This is a genomic window from Tumebacillus lipolyticus, assembly GCF_042682745.1.
Taxonomy (GTDB): domain Bacteria; phylum Bacillota; class Bacilli; order Tumebacillales; family Tumebacillaceae; genus Tumebacillus_A; species Tumebacillus_A lipolyticus.
Window position 1 is genome coordinate 165,528 of sequence record NZ_JBHUIO010000002.1, and the last position, 19,706, is coordinate 185,233.

The 19,706-nt window shown below is 56.5% G+C and carries 8 protein-coding genes; 5 read left to right on the plus strand and 3 right to left on the minus strand.

Annotated elements, in window-relative coordinates:
* Window positions 1-42: 42 nt before the first annotated feature.
* Window positions 43-291, minus strand: a complete 249-nt coding sequence (locus ACFSOY_RS00670; RefSeq protein WP_386043323.1) for a glutaredoxin family protein — start codon at window positions 289-291, stop codon at window positions 43-45.
* Between the two features lie 179 nt (window positions 292-470).
* Between ACFSOY_RS00670 and ACFSOY_RS00675 the strand changes: the two genes are divergently transcribed.
* Together ACFSOY_RS00675 and ACFSOY_RS00680 are read left to right on the plus strand one after the other, a co-directional pair.
* Window positions 471-1,424, plus strand: coding sequence for a phosphatase PAP2 family protein (locus ACFSOY_RS00675; RefSeq protein WP_386043325.1), 954 nt, complete (start codon window positions 471-473; stop codon window positions 1,422-1,424).
* Window positions 1,425-1,549: 125 nt separating this feature from the next.
* Window positions 1,550-2,245, plus strand: coding sequence for a pirin family protein (locus tag ACFSOY_RS00680; RefSeq protein WP_386043327.1), 696 nt, complete (start codon window positions 1,550-1,552; stop codon window positions 2,243-2,245).
* An 88-nt stretch (window positions 2,246-2,333) separates the two neighbouring features.
* Here the strand turns inward: ACFSOY_RS00680 and ACFSOY_RS00685 are convergent, their stop codons facing one another.
* Both ACFSOY_RS00685 and ACFSOY_RS00690 read right to left on the minus strand, forming a co-directional pair.
* Window positions 2,334-2,900 (minus strand): hypothetical protein, encoded by a 567-nt coding sequence (locus tag ACFSOY_RS00685; protein WP_386043329.1) that lies wholly within the window; start codon window positions 2,898-2,900, stop codon window positions 2,334-2,336.
* Between the two features lie 125 nt (window positions 2,901-3,025).
* A complete protein-coding gene (locus ACFSOY_RS00690) occupies window positions 3,026-3,550 on the minus strand; it encodes a type 1 glutamine amidotransferase domain-containing protein (protein ID WP_386043331.1) in 525 nt (174 codons plus the stop codon).
* A 242-nt stretch (window positions 3,551-3,792) separates the two neighbouring features.
* On the opposite strand from ACFSOY_RS00690, the gene ACFSOY_RS00695 reads away from it, so the two are divergent.
* The 3 genes from ACFSOY_RS00695 to ACFSOY_RS00705 all read left to right on the plus strand — a co-directional run bounded on the left by ACFSOY_RS00695 (window position 3,793) and on the right by ACFSOY_RS00705 (window position 19,702).
* Complete coding sequence (locus ACFSOY_RS00695) at window positions 3,793-5,178, plus strand: S8 family serine peptidase (protein WP_386043333.1); 1,386 nt, start codon at window positions 3,793-3,795, stop codon at window positions 5,176-5,178.
* Window positions 5,179-5,564: 386 nt separating this feature from the next.
* Window positions 5,565-12,509, plus strand: coding sequence for an amino acid adenylation domain-containing protein (locus ACFSOY_RS00700; RefSeq protein WP_386043335.1), 6,945 nt, complete (start codon window positions 5,565-5,567; stop codon window positions 12,507-12,509).
* Between the two features lie 20 nt (window positions 12,510-12,529).
* Window positions 12,530-19,702, plus strand: a complete 7,173-nt coding sequence (locus tag ACFSOY_RS00705) for an amino acid adenylation domain-containing protein (RefSeq protein WP_386043337.1) — start codon at window positions 12,530-12,532, stop codon at window positions 19,700-19,702.
* The last annotated feature ends 4 nt before the right edge of the window (window positions 19,703-19,706 follow it).

The following is a 19,706-nucleotide window of genomic DNA, read 5'->3' on the forward strand; positions in this document are numbered from 1 at the left end:
AACATCCTACAGGTAGGACGTTTGGAGCGGTCATCCGATTCTCTATTTCGCCTGATGATCGTTCCATGCGCTTTTGATCTTATCCTGTGCGAAGCCCATGATCACCTCGTCACCGATCTGAAAAACAGGTGTGGCGCTTGCGCCGAGCCGAATCAGCTCTTGCAGGTATTTGTCATCTTTGCGAATGTCGCGATCTTCAAAAGGGATCTTTTGATTGGTCATCCATGTCTTCGCTTCGAAGCAAGGCGGACAGGTCGGTTGGGTGTAGATGATTACTTTCTTGTTGGCCATCTGGATCAGCTCCATCCTTTGTTTTCTTTATCATATGCAGGTTTGCTCCGTATTTCTGTAAGCGAGCAAACAGATTGGCGGGCGCAACTTGGGGAATCGGTAAAAAAGTCAAGGCACTGCACGTAAAAAAGTGCTATACTTTTAGGGCATTTGCTATCGTAACGAAAGGGGAATGCTGCTTGCTTTTGAAAAAGAGCTACATGCCGCTTTTGATTGTGGCGACAGCTGTTTTGTTTTTTGCGATCTTCCGCGTCCAAAATTGGGGTTGGCTCAGCCTTGTGGTGTTGCTCCTCGCTTTGATCGGAACAAGAAAAGATGCCGAAAAAATTTCGTGGCAAACGTTTATGCCCGCAGGCTTTATGACCCTGGTCGCCTTTTATTTGATCTACAACTACGGCGGTTCGATGTGGGAGAAGGTGATCACCTTCCAGACGGAAAACATCCGCCACTACTTCCAATGGAACGAATGGTTTAACTCGATTCCATTCAATGATGCAGCTTGGGCGCGCATCTGGCAACCTGAATGGTTGACCAAGTATTTTGCCTGGGTTTACATGAACGGCTTTACGCTGTCTTACTGGATCTGTGTGATTCGCGCCTTTTTCACTAAAGACGTCAAGCGACTCGCGCTCTATTCGCTGGCGGGCTATCTCTTGCAGGTGCCGCTGATCTTGCCTTTTTACAACACGATTCTGTTGCAAGAGGTGTGGTTTGTACAGGGCACGCCAGATCTGCTCGCACGTGATCTGACTCCTGAGCAGCAATACTCCACCGCTTGGAACTGTTTCCCGTCGATGCATACCTCGATCGCGTTTGCGGCCATTCTGCTGTCGTGGCGCGAGAAGAGCCGCTGGTACAAGTGGGTGATCGGGATCTATTGCTGGTCTATCATCTTCTCCACGCTGTATCTGAAGATTCACTGGGTGATCGACATGATCGCTGGGATGCTGTTCGCCTACGGCTGTGTAAAGCTGGCCGATCTGATCGTCAAATCGAAGTTCTTCGATAAGTTTGTCGAGCGCTTCCATTCGATCGGGGATTGGATGCAGTCTGGAAAGCTGCAGCTGCGAGCGACCAAGCTGGAGACAGCTTCCACAGATAATGAAAAAGAGAAACAGAAAGAAGAAAAGTGATCGAAAATCAAGTCGGGGAGCAACGATCCCCGACTTTTTGTTAGTTTCCTCACATTCGGGGAAAATATGTTGTGGTACTATAAGTTTCAAAAGTAAAGTTAGTGACGAATGGGAGGAAGTTGCGCATGGCGAGGCAAGTGATTCTAGCAGCAGATCGGTATCATTCTGAGATCGACTGGCTAAAAAGCTATTGGCATTTTTCATTTGACCATTATTATGACCCGAACAACCGGAATTTTGGTAACTTGCGCGTCTTCAATGAGGACTGGATCAAACCGAGCACCGGCTTTGGCATGCATCCTCATCGCGACATGGAGATCGTGACGTTTGTGGTGTCTGGCGAGTTGACACACGAAGATTCGATGGGCAACAAAGGTGTGATCAAAGCGGGTGAAGTACAGCGCATGACGGCGGGGACTGGCGTATTCCACTCCGAGTACAACCACTCCTCCGATACGACCGTCCATCTGTTGCAGATGTGGGTATTCCCCGATCAAGCGGGTCTGACTCCTTCATGGGAGCAGAAGCCTTTTACCCAAGAGCAGCGCAAAAACAACTGGTTGCCCGTCGTCTCCGGCTCGCAAAGAGGAGAGGCGCTGCACATTCACCAAGATGTGACGTTTTATGTGACCTCGTTGGATGCGGGGCAATCGCTGACACAGGAGTTGAACGGGCGAGCTGCTTATCTGTTTGTGATCGCAGGCTCTGTAAAATGCGGGGAGCAAACGCTCACAGCGGGTGATCAGGTGAAGATGGTCGATGAGGAGCGGCTGGTCGTAGCGGCAGATGCGGACAGCGAGATGATCTTGATCGAGGTATAAGCGAAGCAGTGCGAGTGGAGTCGTGAGCAAGCGAGTTTCACATGGAGAGATGAAAAAGGGAGCTCGCTCAGGTCGAGGCGATCTCCCTTTATTTTTCCACGGTGAATGCGGCTGACGTTTCCACTCGGGTCGGCGATTCGAAGTTGATCGACTGGTCCTCGTTGTGGGTGAGGAGGGTGGAGCGGACGATGATCTGGTAGGTGCCCGGTTGGACATTTTGCTTTTGTTGATGATCTTTTGCTTGAAAGGTCACTTGTTCGGTGATCGTTTCGTTCGGTTTCAACTCTTTCGCACCCATGATTTCTGCACACGCTTTCGGCTCCCCTTGCTCAACCTCAACAAAATGGCGACCGGAATCGATCGGAATTTCAATCTGAACGCCCGAGTCGCAACTGTTCACCGTCTGGTAGTACAGCGATTGGTCGGTGGTGTTGCGAATGACAGCCAGCGCGAGCACTTCGTCGCCAGGTTTATATTTGACTTGACTCGCTTTGAGCACGATCTCAAGGCCGTTCGATTGAACGCTGTGGAAGAGGCCGGGAATCTCTTCCGGTTCGAGGGCGGCCGGTTTCTCTTCTCTGCTGCTCCCATCTCCGCAACCGGTGAGGCTGAACAGCAAGGCGCAACAGATCAAGGCGGGGAACGTCTTTTTCACGAGGAACACCTCCGTCTGAACTGATTGGATCGATCGTTCTCATTCGCTTAGTATGACGCGATGCAAGGAAGTTTTGTTACATATTTTCTCGAACAGATAAGGAGGTCTCCGCGGAGACCTCCTTTTTATCTGTTGGCGAGACAATCGGCGAAAGCTTTGGCGTAAGGCGGCAAGTCAGGCGGACGGCGGGAGGAGATGATATGCCCGTCGATGACGACCGGCTCGTCGATCCAGATCGCCCCCGCGTTTTCCATATCATCGCGGATGCCCGGGGTGGATGTGACTTTGACACCTTGCAGAATCTTGGCGGAGATCAATACCCAGCCGGCGTGGCAGATTTGCCCGATCGGCTTTTTGGCTGCATCCATCTCTTTGACCAGCTGCAACACGTCAGGGTAGCGCCGCAGTTTGTCTGGTGACCATCCGCCAGGGACGAGGATCGCATCATAGTCGGATGCCTGTACATCGCCAAAAGCATGATCAGCAAGGGCGGGAACGCCATATTTTCCGAGATACGTTTCATTCGCCTTCGGGCCAACGAGGTGAACTTCTGCGCCTTCTTCACGCAGGCGAAGCACAGGGTACCACAGTTCGAGGTCTTCAAATTCATGTTCGACCAGTTGAATCACTTTTTTTCCTTGGAGTCGCATCAGATTCCCTCCTCAGTTTGTTCCAGTCTGACTGTATCACAGATCGTTTTTGAGTAAAAATGCTCGAATGTTCTGTACAATAGATATAGGCGTAATTTACATATCGTTTGGACAATACTTCACCGGCATGTAAATATATATAAGGATATTGAACTGAAATAAAAAATAGTCTTGTATATTCTGATGAAATATATTATTCTGAAAATGGCGTTTATTACAGTTGTGAGAAAGGGAGCGAAGAGATGAAGAAAAAGACGATCTTGCTGACAGCACTGGCGCTAGGATTGACCACTGTTGCGGGGCTGACTCCAAGCGCGGAACCAGTGAAAGCAGCAAGTGTGACAAAAAAGTATCTTGTAGTGTTCAAAAATGAATCGAACTTGCCGAGCAACGTGGACAGCCTGTTGAAAAACGCAGGGGGAACGGTCACCAAGAAGCTGGACAACCTCGGGGCGGTTCAGGTGGAGAGCAACAATCCGCAGTTCAACACTGTGCTGAAATCCTCTCCGTACGTAAGCACCGTCAGCGTAGAGGGCACGATCTTCCCCGATGTTTTGCAAGGGGTTCCAATGGAAACCCTCGACACGGAAGAAACGGCGACCGGCACGCACGATCTGTATGATAAATATGGATGGGATATTAAGCAGGTTACGAACAACGGCGAATCTTGGAATCTTAAAGGTGGTACTGGGAAATCGAGCGATGGCAAAGACATTGTCGTCGGTGTAATCGATACTGGGATTGATTATAACCACCCTGATCTGAAGGATAACTACGTCTACGGCAAGTCGTTTGTACCGGGGTACAGCGACCCGATCGATGACAAAGGCCATGGTACGCACGTGGCAGGTGCTATCGCTGCAAACGGGCGTGTCGTCGGTGTCGGCCCGCAGCTGAAGATCGCTTCGTACCGCGTGTTCGGCCCGACTGGCGGTGCGGCAACTTCTGATATCGCAGCCGCTTTGCAAGCTGCTGGCGATGACAATGTCGATGTGGTCAACATGTCTCTTGGCGGATACAACTGGTTGCATGACCCGGAGAGTACCCCAGGCGAAATCATCGCTGACCAACTGCTCTTTGAACGAGCGATTTCCTACGCAACGAAAAAAGGCGTGACGGTTGTCGGCTCTTCCGGAAACAACGGCGTCAACCTGTCCAACCCGATTCAGCTGACGAAAGATCTGTACGGCCCGGATGCGAAAGGACCTACCTTCCGCAGCCCGAGCAGTCCGCTGATGCTGCGCGTTGCTGCGAACGGCATCGGGTTGAACCGTGCGTACTACTCCAACTATGGAGCGGCGCACATCCATGTTTCGGCACCAGGCGGTGACTACGGTCCGCTGTGGCAACCGGGTGGAGATCCGTCGCTGATGGACGGAAACGCGCGCTGCCTGTCCACCTATCCGGGTGGCGGCTACGCATGGTCGATCGGCACTTCGATGGCATCGCCGAAAGCTGCTGCTCTGGCAGGCGTGATCATCGCAAAACATGGGAAGGACAAGCTGTCCCCCGCTCAAGTGAAGAATAAGATCATGGGCAACACGACAGACATTCTGAACAAAGGGTTTGACCAATACTCTGGTTTCGGGTTGATCAACGCGACGAAAGCGCTCAACAGCAAATTCTAAGCGTTGCTTCGGCAGCGAAATGGACATGAGGAACGGTGAAAGTCCCCTGTGCAACTTGCGCACGGGGGATTTTTGTCGTTTTGGTGCGGGGCACGATCGGTGGGGGATCGCTTTTCTGATGGCGAGAAGTGCGAAGTGCGTTTCGCAGCTCGCAGGACTTTGCAGCGAGAGAGAGACCGATCCACATTGTTTTTTATGAATCGAGAGCGTGATATGTAAGGGAAGTTGTATTAACAACAGTTTGTCTGTTAGATTCGGAAGGTATTTCATTAATGCCTGAAGAACTATCAGTGTAGTTACTAATAAGAATTAATATAGTTCTATACATAGACTTAGATCATGACTTGGAAAAAAATGATCGGATACTTCGTAAAGGAGGATGTCAGATGATCCATATGCCAGCCGTTCGCGAGCGAACGGAGCCTGCTTTGCACGCTGTCAAAACAGAAGTGATTTCTCTCCCCGTTCAGTTGCCAGAAGCTGTCGACCTGCAGGTCGGAGCGTCTGCGCTTGCTGCTCTCCTGTATCGTTATACAGGCGAGGAACTGATTTACATACAAATGGTGGACGCTTTGCTGATGTGGCAACCGGCAGCTGAGATGCCATTTGCGCAGTTTGTACAAACTGCAGAACAGGTTAAGCATGGCGATCAAGAGTCGCTCGACGTGTTGTACTCGTCGCTGGAAGCGGAAGCGGATTTTTCAGCACAGGCTCAGGCTGTCTTGGAGCGATCGTCTGCTGAGATTGCACTTTTTGTTTCTCACAGGGGAGAAGGGTTGTTCATTTGCCGAACGGATCGTCTGTCAAAAGCTCTGCTCTCCCAGCTCGGGGATCATTATGTCAGGTTGCTCGACGCTGTGATCGCCGATCCGGGCAAGCGGTTAAAAGATCTGCCGTTGCTCTCCGAAGCGGAACGCACTCGGCAGCTTGTGGAGTGGAATGATGCAAGTCTTGCTCTCCCGCCTCTGTGCAGTCTGCACGAGCTGTTCGCTCGACAGGCGGCAGAGACGCCCGATCGGGTGGCGGTGGTTTGTGGAGCAGACTTTTTGACGTTTGCCGATCTCAATCGAAGGGCAAACCGGCTGGCGCATCATCTACAGCGGCTGGGAATCGGGCCTGAGCGGACGGTCGGCCTTTGCCTGTCGGTCGGAATCGAGCTGATGATCGCGCTTCTCGCCGTCTGGAAGGCGGGGGGAGCTTATGTGCCGATCGACCCCGCCTATCCGAAAGAGCGCAAGCTGTATGTGATCGAGGATGCGGAGCTTTCCGTACTGCTCACTGAGAGCAGATTGGTCGGCGCATTGCCAGCGCATCAGGCGATCCAGTTGACGCTCGATCAGATCGAACCGGATCTCGCCAGTGAAGCGGATACCGATCCGAGCTGTGCGGGACACCCGCAGCAGCTCGCATACATCATCTATACGTCCGGTTCAACCGGCAAGCCGAAAGGAGTGCTGATCGAGCACGCCTCTTTGTTCAACCATCTGCATGCGCTGCGTCATGCGATCTACCAGCAACAGGAGCGACCGCTTCAGGTAGCGCTCAACTCCTCGCTGGCGTTCGACGCTTCGCTCGCCCAGATCGAACTGATGCTGCAGGGGCACACGCTCCACTTGCTCGTTGAGGAGGTGCGCCTCGACCCGCAAAAGCTGGTCGAGTATGTTCGCGAGCGGAAGATCGATGTTTTGGACGGAACGCCTTCACAAGTTCGTCTCCTGTTGCGTGCAGGTCTTTTGGCGCGCGGTCAACATCTGCCATCTGTGATGCTGATCGGTGGAGAAGCGATCGATCAGCAGCTGTGGCGCGAGTTGGCAGCCGCAAGCGAGACGGCCTGTTACAACGTCTACGGTCCGACGGAAAACACGATCGATGCGCTCTATTGTCAGATCAAAGCTGATCAGCAAGGGCCTGCGCTCGGTCGTCCGATCCCCAATGTGGAGGTCTACATCGTCGACGAGCATCTGCAGCCGGTGCCGGTCGGTGTCCCCGGTGAACTGCTGATCGGTGGTCGAGGCTTGGCGCGCGGTTACTTACATCGTCCTGCGCTGACCGCTGAAAAATTTATCCCGCATCCGTTTGCGACGGAGAACGGCACCCGTCTCTACCGGACGGGCGATCTGGCTTGTTACCGGGCGGACGGCACGGTCGAGTTTTTAGGTCGACTTGATGATCAGGTCAAACTGAACGGTTTTCGCATCGAGCTGTCGGAGATCGCGAAGGTGATCGCTGAGCACCCGTCTGTCGCAGATGCGGTGGTGCTTGTTCGCGAAGACGAGCCAGCTTTTTCGCGACTCGTCGCGTATGTGATCAGCAGCACCATCAGTCTCTCCAGCCGAGAACTGCAGGCGTTCGTCCGCCAGTATTTGCCCTCGTATATGGTTCCGGTCTCGTTCGTCTTTCTGGACAGCTTCCCGTTGACCGTCAATGGAAAACTGGATCAAAGAGCGCTGCCGACTCCAGACTTGATCGACTGTGAAGAAGCAGCGGAGTATGAAGCGCCTCGTGATCGGACAGAGCGGAAGGTAGCAGAGCTGTTCGCCAGGCTGCTCGGGCGGACGAGAGTGGGGGTGCGAGCCGACTTTTTTGACCTGGGTGGCAACTCGTTGCTCGCCGCTCAAGCGGTGTCCCGACTGCACGACACGTTCGGTGTCGAACTGTCGGTCCGCACCTTGTTCGAATCGCCGACTGTGGCAGAGCTCTCCGAACAGGTCGAATCGGCGATCGCTGCTGGAGCCTCGTTTCATCTCCCCCCGATCACCAACCGTTCTCGCGAGGCTCCCTTGCCGCTTTCGCATGCTCAACAGCGCATGTGGTTTCTCGACCAGTTTGAGCAAAACAGCGCCTTGTACAACATCCCAACGGGGATACGGCTGAGCGGATCGCTCAATCTGGAGGCGCTGAGCAAGAGCTTCTATGCGGTGGTCGAGCGCCACGAAGCGCTCCGCACCACGTTTTCCCTGCAGGGGGAGCAGCCCGTTCAGGTGATCGCCGCAGCTCCTGCGGACAACATGTTTACCGTGATCGATTTGAGCGATTATCCCGGCGATCCGGACGCAGAAGTTCACCAGCTGACAACAGAGGTGGCAGAGCGACCGTTTGATCTGCAAAAGGGTCCCTTGCTGCACGCCGCGCTGTTTCGCCTGTCTGCTGTGGAGCATGTGCTGATCATCAATCTCCACCACAGCGTGGCAGATGGTTGGTCGCTGGGCGTGTTTACAGAAGAGCTCGCCATGCTGTATCGCCACTATGCGGCGGGAGCGGCGGTTCAACTTCCGGAACTCCCCTTTCAATATGCAGACTATGCGGCCTGGCAGCAGGAGTGGTTGCAAGGCGAGGTGTTGCAGTCGCAGATCTCCTTCTGGCGCGAGCAGCTTGATGGGGCACCGCCGATCTTGCAGTTGCCGACCGATCGCCCCCGTCCGGCAACACGATCAGTCCGCGGTTCCACCGAGCTTTTTCTCGTGCCTCGTCAGGTGCTCGACAAGCTGAACGAGCTGTGCAGACGGGAAGGCGCATCGCTTTATATGTGCTTGCTCGCTGGCTTTAAGACGTTGCTCTACCGCTACTCTGGCCAAGCGGATCTCTCGGTTGGCTCGCCTGTGGCAGGTCGTCATCGCGGAGAGACGGAAAATCTGATCGGCTTTTTTGTCAACACGCTGGTGATGCGCACACAGCTGTCTGGCGAAATGTCATTTGTCGATCTGCTGCAACAGGTGCGCGACGTGTCGCTGCGCGCGTTTGCCAACCAAGATCTGCCGTTCGACCGTCTTGTCGAAGAGCTGGTACTGGAGCGCGACCTGAGCAGTTCACCGCTGTTTCAAGTGCTGTTCGTCCTCCAAAATGCTTTCTATGAGACGGTGCAGTTCCCCGACATCCAATCGGAAGAGTTTTTTGTCGACACCAGCACTGCCAAATTTGATCTGACTCTGCAGATGCACGAAGCGGAGCAGGGGCTGGTCGCATCGCTCGAATACAGCACCGATCTGTTTGATCGGGCGACCATTTTGCGGATGATCGTTCATCTGCAAAACTTGTTCCAATCGATCGTGGAACGGCCGGAGATGGAGATCGGCAAGCTGTCGATGCTGACTGAGGCGGAGACGAGGCAGCTGCTCTTCGACTGGAACGATACGCGTGCGGACTATCCAGAGGACAAGTGCATGCATCAGCTGTTCGAGTTCTTCGCTGCGCAAACGCCAGACGAGATTGCGCTGGTCTATCGCGATGAGCGGATGACCTATCGAGAATTGAACGAGCGAGCCAACCGATTGGCTCACTATCTGCAGAACGTCGGGGTTGGGCCTGAGGTGATCGTCGGCATCTGCCTAGAGCGATCGCTCGACATGGTGATTGGCTTGCTCGGGATTTTAAAGGCGGGCGGGGCGTTTGTCGCACTCGACCCAGCCTATCCGAAAGATCGGCTCGCCTTCGTGATGGAAGACACGTCGATCCCCTTTGTCCTCACTCAATCCTCTGTTCAGGATGTACTGCCAGCACATTCTGGCCGGCTGATCCTGCTCGATCGGGATCGGGAAGCGATCGACAGCCAGAGCCCCGAAGATCTGCAGAGCGGGGTCGGGCCGGACAACCTGATCTACTTGATCTACACGTCCGGTTCAACGGGGAGACCGAAGGCAATCGCGATGCGCCATCAGCCTTTGACCAACATGACGTGGTGGCAGGTGAACTCGTTTGCGCATCGCGGCAAAGCGCGCGTGCTCCAGTTTGCTTCGCTCAATTTTGATGTCTCCTATCAGGAGCTGTTCACCACTTTCTACCAGGGCGGCACGGTGATCATCCCCGATGAGGAGACACGCCGCGACTCGCACAAGCTGCTCGAACTGATCGTCGAGCAAAGAATTGAGCGAATCTTCCTTCCCTTTATCCTCTTGACCCAATTGGCTGAAGTCGGAGAGAGCGGAGGCCCGCTGCCACACGATCTGCGAGAGATCATCACCGCGGGCGAGCAGCTGCAGATGACTGCGAGCATCGTCTCTTGGTTGGAGAAGCTCGGCTGTCCCTTGCACAATCAGTACGGCCCTTCTGAAGCGCACGTGGTCACCTGCAACACGCTGACCGGCGCTCCTCGCGAGTGGCCCGTTTTGCCGGCGGTCGGCAAGCCGATCGCCAACGTGCAGATCTACGTGCTCGATCCGTACATGCACCCTGTGCCGATCGGGGTCAGTGGAGAGGTATACGTCGGCGGGGACTGTCTCGCCCGCGGCTACTTCAATCGTCCGGAGTTGACCGAACGCGTCTTTCTGGCCGATCCGTTCGCGAAGCGTCCAGGCGCCAAGCTGTATAAGACGGGAGACCTCGCGCGATGGCTGCCAGATGGCAGTCTGGAGTTTCTCGGACGAACTGATGATCAGGTGAAGATTCGCGGCTTTCGCGTCGAGCTAGGCGAGATCACCGCGGTGCTCAGCAAACATCCAGAGCTGAAAGAGGTCGCGGTCATCGCCCGCGAAGACCAGCCGGGCAACAAACGGCTCGTCGCCTATGTCGTCCCCCTGCTGCCAGACAGGGCACCGACGATCGCCAACCTGTCGGAGCACATCCTGAAGACGCTGCCCAAACATATGGTGCCTTCCGCTTTTGTCGTGATGGACAAGCTTCCCTTGACGCATAACGGAAAGCTTGAACGCAAAGCGCTTCCGATGCCAGAGCAGGCTCGCGCTAAGGTCGACTTGGTAAAAGCGCCGCGCACTCCGGTCGAAGCGATCATCGCAGGTGCGTGGGCAGAAGTGCTCGGCTGCGAACAGATCAGCATCGAGGACAACTTTTTTGAGCTGGGTGGACACTCGCTGTTGGCGACCCGAGTAGTTACGCGACTGAAGCAGGCTTGGCAGATCGATCTGCCAGTTCGTGCGCTCTTCCAATCGCCGACTGTCGCACAGTTGGCGCAGCAGATCGAATCGATCACTCGGGGGGAGGGGGAGCAACTTCCGCCGCTCACCAAGCTGGCTCGCCAGGGCGATATCCCGCTGTCGTTCGCCCAACAGCGACTTTGGTTTTTCGATCAGCTGTCAGAAGAAAGGGCGCTCTATAACGTCCCGACGCTCTGGAAGATCAACGGTTCCCTGCAGCTGGAAGCGCTGCGATGGAGTCTGAACCGCATCGTCGAGCGTCATGAAGCGCTGCGCACCTCGTTTCAAGAAAAAGCGGGTGAGCCGATCCAAGTGATCTCTCCACCCTTTGAGGTGCCGCTGCTTGAGACCGATCTGACCCATCTGGGTGCGGGTGCCACGGCGGAGGCGCGACTGCGGGCCAAGCATGCTGCCGCGATCCCGTTCGACCTGGCGACAGGGCGGCTGATCAGAGCGCACGTGTATCGAACAGCTGCTCAGGAAACGCTTCTGCTGCTCAATTTGCATCATATCGTGTCTGACGGCTGGTCGATCGGGGTGCTGTGGAAGGAGCTAGCCGCTCTGTACGAGTCGTTTCTCGACGCGGAGCCGATCGACCTGCCAAACTTGGAGATCCAGTACGCAGACTTTGCCCGGTGGAAGCGGGATTGGATGCGGGGTGACCTGCTCGCCAAACGGTTGGAATTTTGGCGCGACCAATTGAAAGGCCCGTTGCCGGTGCTGCACCTCCCGACCGATCATCCGCGGGGGGAGATGCAGACCTACCGCGGCTACACTCGCGGGAACCTGTTGTCCCAGAGCTTGCATCAACAGTTAAACGAGCTTGCAAAGCGTCAAGGTGTGACGCTGTACATGCTGTTGCTCGCGGCTTATATGACGCTGCTGTTCCGGCTGACCGGGCAAAGCGATCAGCTGGTCGGCTCGCCGATCGCCAATCGCAACCGAGCGGAGACGGAAGAGCTGATCGGATTTTTTGTCAACACGATCGTCTTGCGCGTCAATCTGGCAGACAATCCGCAGTTTTCCGAAGTTGTAAAAAAGGTGCGGGATACCGCTTTGGCAGCTTATGCACATCAGGATGTTCCGTTCGACAAACTGGTCGAACTGCATCCTGATCGCGATCCGCGCTTCTCCCCGCTGTTTCAGACGATGTTCGTCCTGCAAAACAATCGGACACCTGCTGGCAAGCTGGCCGATTTGACGGTCGAAGCGCAGACGTTGGACAACGATGTGGCCAAGTTTGAGCTAACTCTCTATATGGAAGAGAAAGCGGATGGACTGTTGGCCGAGTTTGAGTACAACAGCGACCTGTTTGCCGATCGCACGATCGCTCGCCTTCAACAGCACTGGCAAGCATTGCTTGCGGGGATCGCAGAAGCGCCAGATAGGCGCATCTCCGCTCTGCCGATCGTTTCTGCTGAAGATGGAGCGGTGGATGAAGCGGAGCTGGAGGAGCTGTTTTAAGAAAAAAGGGAGGGTTGTCTGTGAACTATCTGTCTAAAGAAAACGTGCAAGAAGTTCTTGAATTGTCTTTGCTACAGACACAGATTTACAACCAGGAGAGCTGGGAGAGCGCCTCGACGCAGATCGAACAGGTTCGCTTGCAGCTGGATGGTTCGCTCGATCCTGACGCGTTTGAAACGGCCGTTTTGCACATCATCGCACAGCATCCGCCCTTGCGAACCGTCTTCCGTCCCGTTCGCGGGAGGGTGGTGCAGGCTGTGCTGAAGACTCGCCCGATCCACGTGCAAGTTCTCGACCTGCGCGGGATGGAGGAGGACGAGCGCGCGTCTGCCCTCGATGCGGCCGCACTTGCGGATCGCCAACCGTTTCACCTCGGCGAAGGCCCGCTGGTGCGCGTGACAGCCGCCCAGACTGACGAGATCAGCGCAGCGGTGATCTGGACGCATCACAGCGCGATCTTCGATGAGCGGAGCAGGCGGCTGGTGCAGAGCGAGTTGCTCACCGCGTACCAGACGGCGGTGAGCGGTCAGTCGCTCGACGCGGTTGCCCGCCCGGCCTACAAAGACTACCTGAACTGGGTAAACGCACAGGATCGCTCTGCGGCGCGCTCCTTTTGGGCGGATCAGCTCGCTTCGTTTGAAACGGCGACGCCGCTTTTCAGCCTCGCTCCAAGCGCAGATCGTTCGGCGGGCAGTTGTGTTCGAACGCTTTCCACCACCCTGTCGGAGCGCTTGAAGCGGATGGCGCAGACGCAGGGGGTGACGGGCGCAACGCTGGTGCAGGCCGCGTGGGCGCTGCTGCTCAACCTGTATTCTCGTGAGGAGCGGGTGACGTTTGGCAATCGATATGATGGGCGTCCCGCATCGCTCGCAGGTGCAGAGCAGATGGTCGGGCGATTCGCCAACCTCTTGCCTCTGCACGTGCTGATCGACGGAGAAGAGCAGGTCGCCGCTTTTCTGAAGCGGCTGTGGGAGCAGACGGAGCAGATGAGCCGCTTTGCGATGATTCCTCTTGCCGAAGTGCGCGACTACGCAGGTCTGGCCAGCGATCAAGAACTGTTTACCCACTCGCTGCATCTCGATCTGCAGCTGCACGGCACGGCTGAGTCTGGTGTGAAAGTGGTCGACCGACAGCAGGGCGAGACGACCGACTTCGCCCTGCATGCTGAGCTTGGCGAAAGGTGGCAGTTCCTCGCCGCTTTTGCGGGGGAGCGCCTCGACGAGCAGACGGTAGCTGCGCAGCTCGCTCACCTCGAAGCTCTTTTGCACAGCATGGTCGATCAGCCGGATGCGCGCATTCGCGATCTGCAGTTCCTCCCGGAGGCTGATCGCACCCTGCTCGCCAGCATGCGCGGAGAGCGGCGAGATCTGGGTGAACAGCTTGCCCATCAGGTGATCGAAAGCTGTGCGCTCACTCGACCTGAGCAGATCGCGGCGATCTGCGAGGCGGAGCGGATCACCTATCGAACGCTCAATGAAAAGGCGAACCGCATGGCGCATTTCCTTCGCGAGCAGAACGTGGGGAGGGACGACCTCGTCGCGCTGTTCGCCGAGCGAGGGATCGACATGCTGATCGCGATTCTCGCCGTGCTGAAGGCGGGCGGCGCCTATGTGCCGCTCGATCCCGCTCATCCGGATGTGCGCCTGGCTGCGATGGTCGAATCGGCAGGTATCAAAGTGATCCTGACCGAGGCGCAATTGTTCGATCGCAGCTGTCAGCTGGCGGGGAGCGCGCCGGTCTGTCTGCTGGACGACTGGGAGGCACTCGCCGATCAACCTGTTACGAACCCTGACTGCATCAATCTTCCGGGCGATCTTGCCAACGTGTTTTTCACATCTGGATCGACGGGGCTGCCAAAAGGAGCGATGGTCGAGCACATCGGGATGCTCAACCACCTGTACGCCAAAATCGATCTGCTTGAACTGAACGAAACGTCTGTCGTCGCGCAAAACGCATCGCACTGTTTTGACATCTCAGTCTGGCAGTTCCTCGCTCCGCTGATGGTGGGGGGGACGGTGGCGATCTTCCAAAATGAGATTGCGATCGATCCGCAGGCGTTGCTCGCCTCCGTCCAGCGCACAGGTGTGACGATCCTTGAGATGGTGCCCGCTGTGATCGAAATGTTTTTGCAGGCGGCTGCCGATCAGCCAGACCTGTCCGCACTGCCAAAGCTGCGCTACATGATCTCGACCGGCGAGGGCCTGCGCAGCCGTCAGTGCTTGCGCTGGCTGGAGGCGTATCCGCATGTGCAGGTGGTCAACACGTACGGGGCGACCGAGTGTTCAGACGATACGTCGCACAAGGTGATCGGTGCGGATCAGATGGCAGGCTGCGATCTCGATCGCGACTTTGTTACGCTCGGCACTTCGATTCCAAACATCAACACATACGTCCTCGACAGATGGCAGCGGCCCGTGCCGGTCGGCTGTACGGGGGAGATCTGCATGACGGGCATCGGCGTTGGCCGCGGCTATTTGAACGATCCGGAGCGCACGGCGAAAGCGTTCGTCGCCAATCCGTTTGCTGACGGTCTGGGCGAGCGAATGTACAAGACGGGCGACTTAGGCAGGCTGTTGCCAGACGGTCGGCTCGAATTTGTCTCGCGCATCGATTACCAGGTCAAAGTTCGCGGCCATCGGATCGAGCTCGGAGAGGTGGAAGCGGCGATCCTCAGCCATGAAGCGGTGCAGCAGGCGGTCGCGATCGTGCGCCCCGATGCAGAAGGGCTCAACAGAATCCTCGCCTATGTGATCCTCTCCGCGCCAGTCGAGGAGGGGGAATGGTGGGAGTTTCTTCAAGATCGCTTGCCCGACTATATGATCCCTGCACACATTCTGTCGCTCGATGCTTTCCCGCTTAATCGGAACGGAAAGGTAGATCGCAAAGCGCTGCCAGAGCCGGAAGCAGCGAGCGGTGCTAACGGAGCGAAAAGCGAGCCGCAAACGGAGATGGAGCGCAGCTTGGCAGTCATTTGGGGCGAAATTTTGGAACGACAGAACTTCGGGATGGAGGACAGCTTCTTTCACGTCGGGGGGCACTCGCTGAAGATGATTCAGATCCGCTCGCGCATCAAAAAGGTGCTCGGCATCGACATTCCGCTGAAAACGCTTTTCGCCAACCTGACGATCCGCCAACTGGCGGAGCAGGTTAGCGCTTTGACCGAAGAAAGCGGCGTCTCCCAGACGATTCCGGTCATGCCCAAGGCGGATGTCTATCCGATGTCACACGCGCAGCGCCGCCTTTATTTTATTCAACAGCTGACCCCCGACAACACCGCTTACAATATGCCGGTCGCCTACACGTTGCAGGGGACGCTGAACACAGACGCATTTGTCAGAGCTTTTCAGACGATCATCGATCGACATGGCGTGCTGCGCACCACATTCACGATGCGCGACGGGGAGCCGGTCCAGCAGATTGCCGAAGGGTACCGCCTGGAAATTCCGCAGGAAGATCTTTCGGGACTTGCGGTGGCAGAGCGGGAAGCGGAAGTGCAACAGCAGATCGACCGCGAGCTGGAGACTCCATTTGATCTTGAGCGCGGCCCTGTGATCCGCATCCGCCTGTTGAAGTTGGAAGCGGAGCGCCACCTGATGTTGATCACCATGCATCATATCGTGTCAGACTTCTGGTCGTGGGGCGTGCTGTACGAGGAGTTTTACGCTTTGTATGAGGGGTATGCAAACGATCGGGACGTTCAATTGTCTCCGCTCTCGATTCAATATCGCGATTATGCGAGCTGGCAAAACAACCGCTTGCAGCAAGGTCTGCTCGCCGAGTCGGAAGCGTATTGGCGACAGCAGCTGTCTGGCGATCTGCCCACGCTCGACCTGCCGACCGATCATCCGCGGCCAGCCCTTCAAAAGTTTGAAGGGGACAGCGTCCGCCACATGCTCGATCGGGAATTGAACGACCGATTGGTCGCAGTCGGCAATCGGGAGGAAGCCACTCTGTTCATGGTGCTCTTCGGCGCGCTGGGGGCGTTCCTCGCGCGGATGAGCGGGCAGCAGGACATCGTGATCGGCACGCCGGAAGCGGGTCGGAATGTGATCGAGCTCGAACAGCTGATCGGATTTTTTATCAACACGATGCCGCTGCGGCTCGACCTCGGCGGTGACCCGACCGTCGGTGAGCTGTTGCAGCGGGCCAAGAAGACAGCTTTAGATGCGTATGCCCACCATGAGTACCCGTTCGATCTGATGGTCGATCTGGCCAAACAGGAGCGGGAGTTGAGCCGTTCCCCACTGTTTTCGGTGATGTTCCAAGTGGTGAGAAAGCCGGAGGGAGTCGATACGGGCGGGCTGAAAGTTGCGGCTGTGCCGATCGAAAAGTCTTCCACCGCGTTCGATCTCGCTGTGACCTTCGTCGAGCGGGAAGAAGGGCTTGAGCTCTCGTTCGATTACCGTACCGATCTGTTCGAGCGGGCGACGATCGAGCGCTGGATGGGTCATTTTGAGATCATGTTGCACGCGATCGTCTCCTCTTCAGCGATCACCCTCTCCGAGCTGCCATTGCTGGCAGAAGCGGATCTGCGAGCACTGCTCGGCACAGAGCGCGGGATCGTAGAAGCGCCGACTTCGAACCTGTTGGTTCATCAGCTGTTTGAAGCGCAGGTTGAGCGAACGCCAGACCGGATCGCCATCCAGTTTGAGGCGGACTCGCTGACCTATCGCGAGCTGAACGAGCGCGCCAACCGACTGGCACGCTATCTGCAAAGCGTCGGCGCTGGTCCGGAGACGATGGTCGGCATCTGTCTGCCGCGAAACTTGGAGCTGGTCATCTCCTTGCTCGCCGTTCTGAAAGCGGGCAGCGCCTTTGTGCCGCTCGACCCTGCCTATCCAGAGGAGCGCTTGGCCTTTATCTTGGCAGATGCCAAGTTGCCGCTGCTGATCACCAGCCAGTCCCTGCGCTCGATCTTGGCGTCGCACAGCGCAGAGACGTTGATGCTCGATGCGGACATTGAGCGATATCGCCATCTTGATGCTAGCAACCTGCAAACATCGACGCGTGACGAACATCTGGTCTACCTGATCTATACGTCCGGCTCCACCGGACGCCCGAAAGCGGTGATGGTCGAGCATCGCCACCTGCGGGCTACCCTGCTGGCGAGCCAACAGCACTTTGAGTTTGCAGAGGGCGATGTGTTCCCGTGGATCGCGTCCTTCGCCTTCGACATCGCCTATTTTGAACTGTTCAACCCATTGCTCGTCGGTGCCAAGTCGGTCGTGTTGGAAAAAGAGCACCTTCTCGACCTGCCCGCATTTGTCGATCAGTTGCCAAGCTACACGATGATTCACACCGTGCCGAGTCTGATGCGCCAAATCGTCGATCTGATCAGAAGTCGCGGCTGGGACGCGTCCCGCTTCGAACGCTTGCGAACGATCTTCATCGGCGGTGATGCGGTGCCGCCCGAACTGGTGCGGGAGATGCAGAGCACCTTCGCACAGGCTGATGTGCACATACTCTACGGGCCGACCGAAGCATCGATCATCTGCTCGCACTATCCTGTGCCTCGCAAGCGTTTGAGCAATCGATTTGTGATCGGCTCGGCGATGAGCCATGCGCGGATTCGCCTCTATGATCGTTCGCGGCAGCTCGTTCCGATCGGAGTGCCTGGTGAACTGTATATCGGCGGTGCGGGCGTCACGCGAGGATATTTGGGGCGTCCTGAGCTGACGGCAGAACAGTTTGTGGAGATCGACGGCGAACGCTGGTACAGGTCGGGCGATCTGGCTCGCTTCACGGCGGACGGGATGATCGACTTCCTCGGGCGCATCGACAATCAGGTGAAGATACGCGGCTTCCGCATCGAGCTGGGGGAGATCGAGTCTGTCCTCGGCAAACATCCGGCAGTCTCTGAGGTGATCGTCCTCGCCCGCGAGCTGGAACAAGGCACGCAGGGTGACAAGCAGCTTGTCGCATATGTCACGCTGAAAGAGCAAGTCGAGCTGTCGGCGAGCGATTTGCGAAGCGATCTGCAAGCGCAGCTACCCGAGCATATGATGCCGTCATTCTTCATCCTGCTCGAACAGATGCCGATGACCGCCACCGGCAAGATCGACCGCAAGCAGCTGCCTTTGCCGTCTGGATCAACAGACAAAAAAGGTCATGTTGCACCGCGAGACAGAGTGGAGCTTGAGATGACACAGCTGTGGGAAGACGTGTTGGCGGTGCGACCGATCGGCCTTTATGACAACTTCTTCGAACTGGGCGGCCACTCGCTCAAAGCGGTCGCATTGATGGAAGGAATCTGTCAGCGCTTTGAGGTCGAGATGCCCTTGTCCTCCTTGTTCAGAGCCCCGACCGTCGAAAAGCTCTGTCGCGAGCTGCGCGGAGAGGGGAGAGATGAGGAGCGCAGCCTGATGGTGTTGCTGAAAAAGGGAGATGGCACGCGTCCGCCGCTCTTTCTCCTGCCGCCGCAAGGAGGCGGTGTGATGGGATACTTGCCGCTCGTGCAAGAGCTTGAGGAGACGGAGACGATCTACGGGGTGCAATCGGTCGGCTATGAGACGGAGGAGGCACCGCTCGCTTCGATGGAGGAAATATCGACGCGCTTCCTCGAAGAGATCAAAGCGCTGCAGCCTGAAGGTCCGTATCGGCTTGCCGGATGGTCGTTCGGGGGTGTGGTCGCCTACGATCTCGCGCTGAGGTTGGAACGTCTGGGGGATGAGGTTGTGTTTCTCGGGCTGTTCGATGTGCTGCCGATCGATCCGGAAAGCGGTATGGAACATGCTGACCAGCAGTCGGAAGAGGTGGCGCTGCTGCATCAGGCAGCACAGTTGGAGCTCGATCTGGACAGCATTCGCGGGCTTTCGCTTGAGGAAGGGCTCGACCTTGTGCTGAGCCGTGCCCATGAGCTGGGTCGACTTCCAGAAGGGACGACACCAGCTGCGATCCGCAAAAAGATGCAGATCATGATGCGAAATGGCATCGCCGGCTTTTCGTATGTACCGACAGACAAGGTGCAGACAGACCTGACGCTGTTCCGCTGTTCGGAAGTTCCGTCGCAAGAAAACCTGTTCCATCCGCTGGTCGATCCTGAGCGCTGGCGTCCCTATACGCGAGGCAACGTCGAGGTGATCGAAGTGCCTGGAGATCATCACAACCTGTTCAAAGCGCCGAACGTTCAGACGCTTGCCGACTCGCTCAATCGCGTGCTGGGCTTGAGACATTCGATCCAGCTCAAGGTGTGAGCGG